Source organism: Bradyrhizobium centrolobii, from assembly GCF_001641635.1.
GTDB lineage: Bacteria > Pseudomonadota > Alphaproteobacteria > Rhizobiales > Xanthobacteraceae > Bradyrhizobium > Bradyrhizobium centrolobii.
Genome location: NZ_LUUB01000026.1, coordinates 1 through 12,772, shown reverse-complemented (window position 1 = coordinate 12,772; position 12,772 = coordinate 1). Strand labels below are relative to the sequence as shown.

At 63.1% G+C, this 12,772-nt stretch carries 16 protein-coding genes; 10 read left to right on the top strand and 6 right to left on the bottom strand.

Features of this window, described 5'->3' with window-relative positions; translation table 11 throughout:
• Positions 1–4: 4 nt before the first annotated feature.
• Together AYJ54_RS04325 and AYJ54_RS04320 are read left to right on the top strand one after the other, a co-directional pair.
• Positions 5–1,579 (top strand): isochorismatase family protein, encoded by a 1,575-nt coding sequence (locus AYJ54_RS04325; protein ID WP_063696795.1) that lies wholly within the window; start codon positions 5–7, stop codon positions 1,577–1,579.
• Positions 1,580–1,582: 3 nt separating this feature from the next.
• Positions 1,583–2,209, top strand: coding sequence for an FMN-dependent NADH-azoreductase (locus AYJ54_RS04320; protein WP_063696793.1), 627 nt, complete (start codon positions 1,583–1,585; stop codon positions 2,207–2,209).
• Between the two features lie 46 nt (positions 2,210–2,255).
• Here the strand turns inward: AYJ54_RS04320 and AYJ54_RS04315 are convergent, their stop codons facing one another.
• The 3 genes from AYJ54_RS04315 to AYJ54_RS53675 all read right to left on the bottom strand — a co-directional run bounded on the left by AYJ54_RS04315 (position 2,256) and on the right by AYJ54_RS53675 (position 3,448).
• Complete coding sequence (locus AYJ54_RS04315; RefSeq protein ID WP_136623430.1) at positions 2,256–2,534, bottom strand: hypothetical protein; 279 nt, start codon at positions 2,532–2,534, stop codon at positions 2,256–2,258.
• A gap of 444 nt (positions 2,535–2,978) precedes the next feature.
• On the bottom strand, positions 2,979–3,188 hold the full coding sequence (locus AYJ54_RS04305; RefSeq protein WP_063696788.1) for a hypothetical protein: 210 nt from the start codon (positions 3,186–3,188) through the stop codon (positions 2,979–2,981).
• Positions 3,185–3,448 (bottom strand): helix-turn-helix transcriptional regulator, encoded by a 264-nt coding sequence (locus AYJ54_RS53675; RefSeq protein WP_347337205.1) that lies wholly within the window; start codon positions 3,446–3,448, stop codon positions 3,185–3,187. Before AYJ54_RS53675 ends, AYJ54_RS04305 begins: the two co-directional genes overlap by 4 nt.
• 384 nt (positions 3,449–3,832) lie before the next feature.
• On the opposite strand from AYJ54_RS53675, the gene AYJ54_RS53670 reads away from it, so the two are divergent.
• From AYJ54_RS53670 to AYJ54_RS04280, 7 genes are all read left to right on the top strand, one after another.
• Complete coding sequence (locus tag AYJ54_RS53670; protein ID WP_347337203.1) at positions 3,833–4,015, top strand: hypothetical protein; 183 nt, start codon at positions 3,833–3,835, stop codon at positions 4,013–4,015.
• A 447-nt stretch (positions 4,016–4,462) separates the two neighbouring features.
• The gene (locus AYJ54_RS51935) at positions 4,463–5,209 is read left to right on the top strand and encodes a PAS domain-containing protein (RefSeq protein ID WP_245328881.1); all 747 of its coding nucleotides are present in this window, start codon (positions 4,463–4,465) and stop codon (positions 5,207–5,209) included.
• Positions 5,154–5,987, top strand: a complete 834-nt coding sequence (locus tag AYJ54_RS51930) for a PAS domain S-box protein (protein ID WP_245328880.1) — start codon at positions 5,154–5,156, stop codon at positions 5,985–5,987. The genes AYJ54_RS51935 and AYJ54_RS51930 overlap by 56 nt, the downstream gene beginning before the upstream one ends.
• A gap of 20 nt (positions 5,988–6,007) precedes the next feature.
• A complete protein-coding gene (locus AYJ54_RS51925) occupies positions 6,008–6,373 on the top strand; it encodes a sensor histidine kinase (RefSeq protein WP_245328879.1) in 366 nt (121 codons plus the stop codon).
• Complete coding sequence (locus AYJ54_RS04290; protein WP_063696784.1) at positions 6,370–7,044, top strand: response regulator transcription factor; 675 nt, start codon at positions 6,370–6,372, stop codon at positions 7,042–7,044. Before AYJ54_RS51925 ends, AYJ54_RS04290 begins: the two co-directional genes overlap by 4 nt.
• A gap of 100 nt (positions 7,045–7,144) precedes the next feature.
• Positions 7,145–7,525 carry a response regulator transcription factor gene (locus AYJ54_RS04285; RefSeq protein ID WP_063696782.1) on the top strand — a complete coding sequence of 127 codons (381 nt, stop codon included), beginning with the start codon at positions 7,145–7,147 and terminating at the stop codon, positions 7,523–7,525.
• 509 nt (positions 7,526–8,034) lie between these two features.
• Entirely contained in the window at positions 8,035–9,081 is a 1,047-nt protein-coding gene (locus tag AYJ54_RS04280) for an AraC family transcriptional regulator (RefSeq protein WP_063696780.1), read from the top strand.
• A gap of 220 nt (positions 9,082–9,301) precedes the next feature.
• Here AYJ54_RS04280 and AYJ54_RS04275 read toward each other — a convergent pair whose 3' ends face one another.
• Together AYJ54_RS04275 and AYJ54_RS04270 are read right to left on the bottom strand one after the other, a co-directional pair.
• Positions 9,302–10,252, bottom strand: coding sequence for an AEC family transporter (locus tag AYJ54_RS04275; RefSeq protein WP_063696778.1), 951 nt, complete (start codon positions 10,250–10,252; stop codon positions 9,302–9,304).
• A 127-nt stretch (positions 10,253–10,379) separates the two neighbouring features.
• Complete coding sequence (locus AYJ54_RS04270; protein ID WP_063696777.1) at positions 10,380–11,165, bottom strand: alpha/beta hydrolase; 786 nt, start codon at positions 11,163–11,165, stop codon at positions 10,380–10,382.
• A gap of 279 nt (positions 11,166–11,444) precedes the next feature.
• On the opposite strand from AYJ54_RS04270, the gene AYJ54_RS46665 reads away from it, so the two are divergent.
• The gene (locus tag AYJ54_RS46665; protein WP_082905473.1) at positions 11,445–11,786 is read left to right on the top strand and encodes a hypothetical protein; all 342 of its coding nucleotides are present in this window, start codon (positions 11,445–11,447) and stop codon (positions 11,784–11,786) included.
• Positions 11,787–12,029: 243 nt separating this feature from the next.
• On the opposite strand, the gene AYJ54_RS04265 is transcribed toward AYJ54_RS46665, so the two are convergent.
• A partial coding sequence (locus tag AYJ54_RS04265; protein WP_063696775.1) for an IS481 family transposase occupies positions 12,030–12,772 on the bottom strand: 743 nt, incomplete at its 5' end.

Sequence of the window (12,772 nt, the reverse complement as noted above, 5' to 3'; positions counted from 1 at the left end):
ACCGATGACGCACGTCACCTTGCGCTCCGAATTCGAGACCCTGATCGACCCCTACGCGCCCGTAGCGCAGGTCGGAACAGGCTTCGATTTCACGGAGGGGCCGATCTGGCATCCGGTCGATCATTACCTCTTGTTCTCGGATATGCCGGGTGACGTGCGCCGGCGCTGGGATGCGCGGCGCGGCGTCGTCGAGGTCAAACGCCCGTCGAACAAGTGCAACGGCATGACCTATGACGCCGAGCTCAACCTGATCGTCTGCGAGCACGCGACATCGTCGCTCGTCCGCGAGCGGCCGGACGGACTGCGCGAGGTGCTGGCCTCGCACTTCCAGGGCCAGGAGCTCAACAGCCCCAACGACGTCTGCGTGCACTCCTCCGGTGCAATCTACTTCTCCGACCCCTGGTATGGCCGCATGCCGGTCTATGGCGTCGAGCGGCCGCGACAGCTTGGCTTTCAGGGTGTCTATCGCGTCGTGCCTGGCGGCGAGCCGAAGCTCGTGGTCGACCGCAACCTGTTCGATCAGCCGAACGGGCTGTGCTTTTCGCCGGACGAGAAGCTGCTCTATGTCAACGACACCGTGCAGGCGCTGATCCGGGTCTTCGATGTCGATGGTGACGGCTCGCTGTCGAACGCGCGCGTGTTCGCAAGCGGCATCCGCTCCGAGCTCGAGCCCGGCGTGCCCGACGGCATGAAGTGCGATCAGCACGGCAATGTCTGGGTCACCGCGCCCGGCGGCGTGTGGGTCTATTCGCCACGCGGCGAGCTGCTCGGCAAGGTCCGCGTGCCCGAGCTCGTCGCCAACCTCGCCTGGGGCGGCCCCGATTTCCGCACGCTCTATCTGACCTCCACCCACTCGGTCTATGCCATCCCGATCAAGGCCGGACCACGCCATGAGCCGTATATGAGCGGCAAACGCGGTAGCGGCACTGCGGCCGCGGGCTCCGCTCCCGCCGCGCCCATCCTCGCCGACGGCGAGATGCGGCTCGATCCGGAGCGTTGCGCAATGATCATCCAGGACCTCCAGAACGACGTCATCATGGACGGCGGCGCATTTGCCGAGTCCGGCGCACCCGGTCATGCGCGCCAGCAGCATGTGGTCGAGAACGTCCGCCGCCTCGCCGAAACCGCGCGTGCCCGCGGCGTCGCCATCATCCACGTCTGGTTCGTCGTCGAGCCCGGCGCCCCCGGCGTGACGCTGAACGCGCCGTTGTTCGAGGGCCTCGTCGACGCCAAGGCGATGATTCGCGGAAGCTGGGGCGCGGCGCCTGTCTCCGGCCTCGAGCCGCGGCCCGGCGATTTCGTGGTCGAGAAGATGCGGATGAGCGCCTGGGAGGGCACCCGGCTCGAGACGATCCTGAAGGCGACCGGGCGCGACATGATCATCAACACCGGCGCATGGACCAACATGTCGGTCGAGCACACGGCACGGACCGGCGCCGACAAGGGCTATTTCATGATCGTCCCCGAAGATTGCTGCTCGACCATGAACGCCGACTGGCACAACGCCTCGATCAATTTTGCCATGCAGAACGTCGCTGTCGTCACAAGGGCGGATGCCGTCATCAGAGCGCTGGGATGAGCGGTGGCAAAGCTCCTGCACCTGTCCTGCTCGCCCCGCCCCGATTCGGAGTCGAGTGCCGGCGCGCGCGTCTTCGTCGACCGCTTTCGCCAGGCTCGACCGGACTGGGACGTCGATGTCGTGAACATCTGGCGGGAGCGGATGCCGGAATTCTCGGGGCCCATCGTCGAGGCCAAATATGCGCGCATGAAGGCCCAGGCCTTCAACGACGCGCAACGCGACAGCTTTGCCGAGGCCGAGCGGATGGCCCTGCGCTTTGCGCTCGCCGACCGGGTGCTGATCTCGACGCCGATGTGGAACTTCGGCATTCCCTACAAACTCAAGCAGTGGTTCGACATCATCGTCCAGCCCGGGCTCACCTTTCGGTTTGACCGGTCGCAGGGTTATGTCCCGCTGCTGAAGGACCGGCCGACGCTCGTGATCCTCGCCAGCGGCAGCGATTTCGCCACCGGAATGAATCGTGGTCGCATCGATATGGCAACGCCCTACCTGCGAGAGATCCTGCGTTTTGTCGGTATCAGCAATGTCCGTTTCGTGCCGATCGGGCCAACCACCGGACCGCAGCAACCAATCGAGGCTGCGCGTGAAAGGGCACATCAACGCCTCGCCGCAATGGCCGCGAACTTCTGATGCACTCGCAACGCCAAGCGGACGCATCGGCCTTCGAGCCCCCGACCTAGTTGCAGAACGGCGGCCAAGGCGGAGGCTTCGGCCACTCCGCGGGGAAATAGCAGTGCCGGCCGTCGCTATCGTAGGTACGGTTGGCCATATCGTGATAACCGCGGCGCCAGCGCAGGTCAGGACCACGACGATAGGTATCGTTGCTGCCATCGATGCGCCCGTCACCGTTCCACGAGCGGTCACCGTCAGTGGCCTTGCCGCGCGCCTCGGCTGCGCATGTCAGCACGCTCGAAGCGAGCACGACACCCGCCAGGATCATCCGGAATCGTTTCATGTTCGTAACTCCGTTTCGTGTTCTCGAGCAGATCTGGCTTCCGGACGTTAGCCTCGCCCGCGATCATCTAGCGGGCGCGATGCTTCCTGAGAGAGGGATGCCGGACCGGTGACGCCATGAAGGCGTTGGCGGCGAGATCGCGGCTAGCATCTCCCCCGCTATAGGGATTGCCGGGTCCATAGTTCTCGCAGTTGGCATCCGGATAGAACTGCGCGCAGGCGCCGGGATATTCGACGACCGCTTGCGATAATGCAGGCGCAGCGAACGCGCATGCGAAGATGGAAGCCAGAAGCAACGCTCGATATTTTATCGTAATCTCTATTCGGTTACGATGCAGTTCAAAGAGAGTTGAACCTATCATCTTGTGATCTTAGAGCCGCCCTGCGTTCGTCTCCTACGAATTCCCATCGCCGATTATGCGAACAACCGATACGGCATGTGCCCCTATCGCGCGACGCACGCGACAACGACCCTGCAGAAGTTGAAGGTGAAGCGGCCGTAGAGAATACTCGCCCCCGGCTCTGACGCAGCCAGGCGATACGAGTTGCCGAAAGCGCGGACGAACTCGATCATCCCCATGAGTTCATGGTGCGTCAGCACCGAATGCATTCCTGCCAGCGGCATCAGCAGGGCTTGAATGTCAATGCTGCTCATGACGACCCCGCTCCTGCGCGCGGCAGCGGCATGCATTGCGCGAGATAGGCGCTCCTCCATTGATACGGCGTATCGCCGGCAAAGCGCTTGAACACCGTGGTGAAATGCGCCTGGGTCTGGAAGCCGATCGTCAAGGCGACGTCGACGAGGGAGACATCGGCCTGCTTGAGCAATTCCTGAGCGCGCTCGATGCGACGCTTCAGCAGATATTCGTGAGGCCGAATGCCGATAGCAGCGCGGAACTGCGCGGCGAAATGCATCCGGCTCAGGCCGGCAACGGTGGCCAGATCCTGAGGCGTGATCCTCCCACTCAGATTGTCGTCGACGTATTGCAGGACGCGCTTGAGACGCCACCTCTGCAGCGACCGCACGGTTCGGCCGGCATGATCCTCACGAACGCCGCCGGCCGGGTCGAACTCGGTCCGACCGCCAGATGTCCGCCGGCTGAACTTCCGGGTCAGGATCGCGAGCCGCAATGCATCGGCCAGGATGGCGGAATGGGGATCATGCGTAGATTCGGTTGCCGCGAGCGCATCGGACAGGCGCCGCATGACCGGATCCGTGAATTCCCCTGCTGCAGACGCTCGCTCGTTCTCGACAGATGCGCTCGCCAGGCGCTTGGCGGAAACCCTGAAGCTCGGTACGTGATCGGCAGATTGCTCTACATCCGTCGCATCAGCCTCGACCGCCAGAGCCACGTCGAGATGGATCAAAGACAGCGTTATCCCGTCTTCCTCGAACCGGTCAGGGAGTCTCGACAGCCTGAGCCGACGGCGATCGATTCCCGAAACATCGATCGCATGATCCTTGGCGGCTTGCTGGTGTGACATCTGCAGCGACATCGTCGAACCTCCTTGTCCCGTTTCGATCCGAAGAGCCAGCAGGCTCGTCCGGATGCGATGGGAGCAGAGTAGTTCGGCGGTCCGCGCGCTCCATTCTACGCGCGGGTGCGCCACTAGAATCTCGGGTTGGCTGCATCATACCTAGGTATGATCGCGACGGCGCCATCGGGGGCGGACGGTCGGCAAAACGACTCACCGACATCGCCTCGCCCGCCTGCGGTAAGGTGACGCGCTCGCCACGACGGCCGTGAAGTGCCAGCATGGCTGCGTGTCATTGCTTTTCCTTCCAAAATGTTATCAGCGAGTGTGCGCAACTCACCGGGACCGGACGTCTTCCAACAAAGCACGAAAAACATTGGGACGGATGTTGTCGGAGGCATCAAAGCACGGCATCAACGCGGCTGGAATGCGAAGAATAAACGACCATCGACGATGACAGCGCATGATCGAGCCACGGGCTCATCGATAAGCCGCGCCGGCTTGCGGCTCTCGTCCGCCCTGCTGGCGTTCGCGGTCTTTCTCGTCGACGTCCTGACGCCGCTCGAGGGAGCCGTTGCGGTTCTCTATGTCGTTGCAATCCTGCTCGCGGCGCGGACGAACCGGCGCAACGACATCATCATCGCCGCTGCGACATGCGTCGTCTTGACGATGACGGCCTATGTTCTGTCGCACGATTTGAAGGCGATCGCGTCACCCGCCCTGCGCGCGCTGGTGAGCCTCGCGGCCATTGCCATCACGACGTTGCTCGCGCTCCAGAACCAGGCGGCCACGAACAGGCTCGCGGCGCAGGCGCGGTTGCTCAACCTTTCGCACGACATGATCTTCGTCAGGGATCGGCGCGGCGTGATCACCTTCTGGAACAAGGCGGCGGAGCAAACCTATGGCTGGCCGGCTGCAGACGCGGTCGGACGGGTCGCCGACGAGCTTCTGCAGACCGTGTATCCCGACAAGCGTGACCTCATTGAATCCGTTCTGCTTGACGCCGGCCGATGGGAAGGCAGGGTCGAGCAGCGAACGAAAGCCGGCGCCGTGCTCGCCGTCGAGGCGCGATGGGCTCAGCAACCCGACCATCTCGGCAGGCCGGTCGGCGTGCTTCGAAACGCACACGGATGTCACGGACCGCGTGGCGGCGCACGCCGCGCTGGTGCAGAGCGAGCGGCGGTATCGGCGGATGTTTGACGCCAGCCGGATCGGCGTCGTCGAAGAGGACTGGAGCGGCCTTCGAACCGCGCTGAATTCGCTGGATCCGGGCGAAGCCGGCCTGCGCGATTATCTTGCGCAAAATCCCAATTTCGTCCGGCACGCACGGGGGCTTGCCAAAATCACCGACGTCAATCCCGCCCTGCAGAAGATGGCAGGGGCGAGCAGCTCCTCCGTCTTCTTCGAGAACGTGGACAGGCTTCTGGGCGAGGACGACCGCAGTTTCCTCGGCGCATTGGTGGCTTTTGCGGCAGGAGAGCCGTTCTACGAGGGGGAGACCGAACTTGTCAGGCTCGACGGACGCAGGGTTCCCGTGCTGTTTACCATCACCTTCCCGTCCGAGCCCGATGGGAATCGCACCGTGCTCACCTTTGTCGTCGATATCACCGAGCGCAAACAGTCGCAGGACGCACTGCTCGCGGCGCAGGCGGAGCTTGCTCACGCGGCGCGCGTCGCCACCCTCGGCGAGCTCAGCGCATCCATTGCCCATGAAGTGAATCAGCCGCTGGCGGCGATCGTCACAAGCGGTGAGGCCGGCTTGCGCTGGCTGCGGCGGGACGTGCCCGATCTGAACGAGGTTGCGGCGACCATCGGTCACGTCGTCACTGAAGGCCGCCGGGCCAGCGAGATCGTGACCCGCATCCGGACCTTCCTGAAGAAGACGCATACCCAGCAGGACATGCTGCAAATCAGCGAGATCATCGATGAAGCGGCCCCCTGGTCGGGCGGGAGCTCGCAAAGGACAACGTCGCCCTGACCATCGCGATGGAACATGGGTTGCCACCGGTTCGCGGCGATCGGATCCAGCTTCAGCAGGTTCTCGTCAATCTGCTGGTCAATGCCGGCCAGGCCATGTCGGACCAGAGCAGCCCCCGCATCGTCACGCTGCGCGCCGGCGCCGTCGAGAGCAGAAGCCTCGCCATCACGGTACAGGACACCGGCCCCGGCATCGCGCCTCGCGACCTGCCGCGCCTGTTTGATGCGTTCTTCACGACGAAGCACGGCGGAATGGGCATGGGGCTTGCGATCTGCCGAACGACGGTGGAAGCTCACGGCGGCCAGTTGTCGGTGGAGAGCGCGCCCGGTTCGGGGGCGACGTTCCGCCTGACGCTGCCATACAGCCAAGAACATACCACGCCATGACACGACCAGTTGACAAAGGGCATCCGCCGGCCAAATCATCGAGTTCCGTCGTCATCATCGTCGATGATGATGCAGGGATTCGAGCGTCGCTCGACAGCCTGTTCCGATCCGTCGGCCTCGAAACCCGCCTGTTCGCCTCGGCGGCCGAGCTGCTCGGCGGCCCGCTGCCCGACAGGCCCGGCTGCATCGTGCTGGACGTCCGGCTGCCCGGGGTGAGCGGGCTCGATCTCCAAGGTCAATTGACCCGGCAGGGCATCGGATATCCCATCATCTTCATGACCGGCCATGGGGACATTCCGATGTCGGTGCGCGCCATGAAGGCCGGTGCCGTCGATTTCCTCTCCAAGCCATTTCGTGATCAGGACATGCTTGATGCCGTGACGGCAGCACTCGCACGCGATGCCCAGCGCCGCGCCGACGCCACGGCGAAGGAAGATATTCGCGCCCAGTATGAAACACTGACCGCGCGCGAGCGCGAGGTAATGGGCTATGTTACCGCCGGCCTGATGAACAAGCAGGTCGCAGGCCTGATCGGCCTCAGCGAGATCACGGTCAAGATCCATCGCGGAAACGTCATGCGCAAGATGGGGGTCAAGACGCTGGCCGATCTCGTCCGCAAGGCCGAGGCGCTCGGGGTTTCCCAGACCCGCGGGACTACGGACCAAACCTGAGTATAATTCCTGTGGGGGCGTTCCGCGGTACATAAGGCGCTGACGGCCGCGTTGCGGGAGATAGCCTCCCTGCAGAACTCGGCGGCCAGAAAGTGTGCCAATGGCCAAGACCCCGGTGATTGCGATCGTGGACGACGACGAAGGCGTCCGCACGTCGCTTGCGAGCCTGGTGCGTTCGCTCGGCTACGAGGCGCACACCTACGAGTCCGGCGTCGACTTCCTCGAGCAGCCGCCGGGAGATGATCCGGCGTGCATGATCGCCGACGTCCAGATGCCGGTCATCACCGGAGATGAATTGCAGGCGCGGCTCAATGCCTCCGGCCGCCGCTTCCCGATCATTCTGATGACGGCGTTTCCCTCCGATTCTGTTCGCCAGCGTGTGATGGCGGCGGGCGCGCATTGCTATCTCGGCAAGCCATCCAGCGGCGACGAGATCATCCGCTGCCTCGAGGAGGCGCTGGCAGGTCACGGACCACGCTAGCCGATCTTCCCGCACGGACCGCGCGACGGCCTCTTTGTTCGAAGCCGACGTGCATTCTGGCAAGCGGGTTGGAGACCGGAAATACCGGCAAGCACGGCACCCCTCATACTCGTTGGCGAGTTCACGACGCCGTCGAGGCCACGCGCCACGATCCGGAGATATTCCTGGTGACGTGCCTCCTTGCCCGCCTGGCTTCGGTGATGGTCTTTGCGGTGCAGCTCCTTCTCCCGTCCTTGTCGGGCGACCGGCGGCCCTCTACCTCGCCCCCCATCCGACTTGCGTTCGGGCCACATTCTCACAGCCGACCGGGTCGGCTGCCGCAGTGCAACTACTTGATCCCTTTGGTCCTATTGACGTTTTTGCGACATGCCGTCGCACCTGCCGCATTTGCAAAATCTAACAGTTCTTAAGCATCGATAACGAGCTTTGCGACGGCATCAGACATATCGTCTAGGCATCGACTTGTTGCATTCGGCGGCGGTAGCAGGACTTAAGATATGGGACGAACGATGCTTACCGACACGCAAGCGTCCGGCGCCTGGTTGAGCTATGAAGGCAGCCGGTGCGAACCGGAGGCCCCCCAGCAGACACGCGCGTTTCCCCACGAACGGAAATGGCGCCGGCCCGAGCAACGCGCCGGCGCCGCACCCGAGGACATCACGATCTCGCGCTGGACCTATGCCCAAGCTGCCGTCCGGCACGAAGAGGCCACCACGCCTCCCGACCGATATTTCTTCTCCATCGCCTTGAAGACGACGCGCCTCAAGCTGACCAGGGGCAACCAGACCGTCTTCGACGGCATCATGCCGGCGGGCACGCTGTATGTCGGCGCCCCCTCGAAACAGCTCAGCGCGCAGTTCCATGCGCCGTGTGACTTCCTGCACTTCCACGTGTCCGCAAACTGCTTTCCATCGCCGCAATCGGAGACGGAATTCCTTACGGCCGAGGGCCTAAACGACCTGGTCCTTTTGCGTGATCCGTTTGCCGAACAGCTCGCAAAGGCTCTGACCGAGCACGGCGCTTCCGCCGACCAGGAATTTGCCCGCTGCATTGGTCAGACGCTGGCGATGCACGTTGCCCATCGCGAGTTGCCGCGCACGAAAGTCAACGCGCTACCGAAATGGCGGCTCCGACGCGTCGAGGAATATGTCAGGACGCACTTCGACCGCTGCATCAGCCTGTCGGATCTTGCCAGGGTCGCGGGACTGTCGCGCATGCACTTTGCAGCGCAGTTCCGCGCTGCGACGGGATACCGGCCGCGCGAGTACCTCCTGCATCAGCGCATCGAACATGCGAAATCGCTGCTGTCGAATAGCGAGACGCCCTTGGCCGAGATCGCGCTGGCCGTCGGCTTCTGCACACAGGCACATTTCTCGACCGTCTTCAAACGCATCACGGGCGACACGCCGGCGCGCTGGCGATGCGCCAGGCGCAATGAACTGTCTTCGACCGCGGCCTTCAGCAGCGATCCGGCTCCGGCGCGCAACACTTTGCCTCGTGTCGCGCCGGCTGAGCGGCGTGAATCATGCGAAATGAGAAACTTCCAGGGTTCATGAAAGATTTTTTCCGCCCCATCGGCGATGCTGCGGACGTAAATGACTGAGACCCCAGTCATGGCTCCAGCCTCCCCCTCCCGGGCATGAGAGCCTCTCAGGGCCGTCCTCCCCCACGGGACGGCCCTGTTTTTGCGAACGGCCGGCACGCGATCAACGGCATTCCGTCAAACGAGATCTACCGCGCCGGTCGAGCACGGGATCGCAACCCCATCGACGCTGGCTAATGAGGAAAGAGTACGGCGATCGCAATCGCCATTGTCACGATGCTGAATCCGGTGCTCGCGGTAACCATCGAACCCGCCGTCGCGGAATCCAGCCGGTAATTGACGGCAAACAGGATCCCGACGAAGCCGGACGGCCCCGCGGCGAGCAGAATGGCCGTCTTCGCGGTATCCGGAGCAACCCGAAGGCCATAGACAATCGCAGCCGCCAGCAGCGGCCGGATGATGTCTGACGCCGCTGTTGCGGCGACGACCTTCCAATCGAGCCGGAACGACTGGGCCGACAGGACGAGGCCCGTCACGAAAAGAGCCACGCCGGCAGTCGCGTTCCCGATCAGCGCGAGGCAGGCATGGGCAAGTGCATCGAGATTCAGATCAGACAATGAAAGCAGTATCCCAAGTGCGGGCGCCAGCACGACTGGCTTGGTCAGCGCGCGCCGGATTGCCACCAGCACCTGGCCCACCGACATTTCCGCGCCCTCAGCCTTGCTGGTGTTCATCTCCACCACAATGAGCGTAAGAGGGCTGATAAGGATCGAACCTGTTGCCAGCACGACGGCAACCGGAATTGTGCCGGCAGGTCCCAGCACGGACGTCAGAATGGGCAGCCCGACGCCGGCAAGATTTGGGAAGCCGATCGTCAACGCCTGAAGCGATGCATCAGATTTGGTCGCTCCGGTGAACGTGCGCGCGTACCAATACCAGGCGACGTAAAGCACCAGCATCGTCAGGCCGGAGACCAGGAAGAGCGGAACCTGCTCAATCGTCTGGCTGCGCGAGGCTGACGCGGTCGCGGCAAATAGTGAGGCCGGCAGCGCGAAATCCATCACCAGTGCGTTCAGGCCCTCGACGTGATGATTGTCGACGATGCGGATCCTGCCCGCCGCATATCCGAGCAGCATGACGAAGAAAACCGGCGCCAGCGCCATCACGATTGGATTTGACGTCATGGGCCTGGCCTTTGATGAGCACCGACGAAGAGAGTCCTGGCGAACAGATTTCCGCAGGCAGTCAGACTGGCGGGNCCCGCCAGTCTTTCTTCTGCTGGCCGTGCGTCGAGGCCAGCGGAAGGTATCGTCAACGGGTGACCGGTTGCGCGACACTGCGCGCGGCGCGGGCGATGACAGCCGCCACTTCCTTGGGATGCGACTCGTATACCGAGTGGCTGGCGCCCGGGATGACGGTGGTCTGGCTCTTGGCGCGCTCGTAGTACCAGCGCTCGAGATCCGGGTTGATGATCTGGTCGCCGCCGGCAACGATGCCCCAGCTCGGCTTCGTCTTCCACGCAGCCGCCGTCAGCGGCGTGCTGAACACCTGCGTGGCGGCCAGGACCTGGGAGCGCGCGACGAACTCGGCCCGCTCGCGCGGCAGATCGGGCGCGAACAGTTTTGGGAATTGCACGGGATCGAGATAGGTGAACTTGTCCGGCGTGACCTTGATGACGCCCTCGGTCTTGCCCAGCACGCTCGGCGTTTTCTTGCCCAGCGCCGATTCGTCCTCTCCGACATCGGGCGCATGGGCCGCAACGTAAACGAGGCCCACCACGTTGGGATGAACGCCCGCCTCGGTGATGATCGATCCGCCGTAGCTATGACCGACGAGGAGCGTGGGGCCGTCCTGGAGATCGAGCACGCGCTTAGCCGCGGTGACATCATCGGCAAACGACGTCTCCGGCTCCTGCACCATGGTGACGTGGAAGCCTTCCTTGGCCAGGATGTCATAAACCGGCTTCCAGCCGGATGCATCCACCCAGGCGCCGTGCACCAGGACGATATTCTTCAGGGGTTCCGCGCTCGCCGGGGTGACGGCCGCGAACAGCGAAAGGGCGGCCGTGACGGCCAGGCAGGCTTTGAGGTGTTTCATCTCAGATCACTCCGGGTTGGAATGATGCGACACTAGTTTCGTTGGTTGTGTTCGTATTTCCGCAAACAACTATCCTTGTCACTTCGCACGCCAGCAAACGCCGGGACTCGAACGATGACTCACGCGCTCTCCTCCCGCGCCCTATCTAAGACGCGCATTTCGACAGATGGAGAACGCACCATGACAGGCGAGCGACATTCGTACGCGAAAGACGATCGGTGCTCTCTCTGCTATTGAAGGGGGAGCTTCTGACATTTCCTCCACGCAAAGGATCGGACAATGACATCAGCCGCAAAACGTCACGTCGCCATCTTCGTCCTGCTGTACGCAGCATCGCCGGCTCACGCAGGCCCCTGCATGAGTGCGATCGCGCGAACTCAGGCCCAGTTGGATTTGGCCATAGAGCACAATGCGGGCTCACATGGATGGCAGCGGGAGAGCCTCAACGCTCTACGCAGTTATCAGCCCACGCCCCGCTCACTTGCTGCTGCCGAGCACGGCAACGGTCCTGATTTTACGGATGCGCTGGATTCACTCGACCGCGCTCGCGCCGCTGATCGCATCGGCGACACCGCCGCATGCAGCCGTGAACTCGCTCATGCGCGGGCCGTGCTGAGATAGCGCAAGCGGGTTAGACGACCGAGGCCAAAACGACCGCCTTTGCAGCCAGGGCGAGCCGACGACGGAGGCATTGCGCGAATAACGATGCAAAGCTGAGAGGACCAGACGCTCCGCTCTTCGTGCCACCTGGGAGCAGGACGTGCGTTCTGGAAATACCTGCGCTTCTGCGGCTCTCTATTGTTCGAGAGCATTTAGCCGGAGCAGCGCTCATGCGGAAACAGCTTTCATCGAACAGCGGACGCTCTAGATGTGGAGCCTCAACAGGTTGTTCCTGTTTAGAGCGAGTCTGCTGATGGGTGGCACGGAACCGATACTGCCATGAGGCCGATGCCAATTGTAGCGGTGAAGCCACCTCGGCAGCTCGTCGGCTCGTTCTTTTGAGGTGTTGTAGGCGCGGGCATAGGCCCACTCGCGCAGGCTGGTCTGGATAAAGCGTTCAGCCTTGCCGTTGGTCTTGGGCGTGTAGGGCCTGGTGCGGATGTGCTTCAGGCCGAGACGTCTGCAGGCTTTGCGGAAGGCAAAGGATTTGTAGCAAGAGCCGTTGTCGGTCATGACCCGCTCGACCTTGATGCCCAGGCTGGCGTAGTAGGCGATCGCTGCCTTGAGGAAAGACACGGCACAGCTCCTTCGCTCGCTCTTCATGACCTTGCTGAAGGCGATGCGGGAGGCATCGTCGATACAGACGTGGACGTATTCCCAGCCAGGTCCTTCACCGCGGGCACGCAGGCTGCTCTGGCCAGTTCGATCACCGGTGATGCGATGGCCTACACGGTTGAACTTGCCGAGCTTTTTGATGTCGATGTGGATCAACTCCCCGGGATGTTCGCGTTCATAGCGCCGCACCAGCTCGGCTGGCTCCAGGTCGCGCAACCGGTTCAATCCCAACCGTTGCAGGATGCGGCTGACGGTCGCCGGAGAGATCCCGACCTCGGCCGCAATCTGCTGGCCGGTGTGGCGCTGCCGGCGCAACACCTCGACCGCAGCGC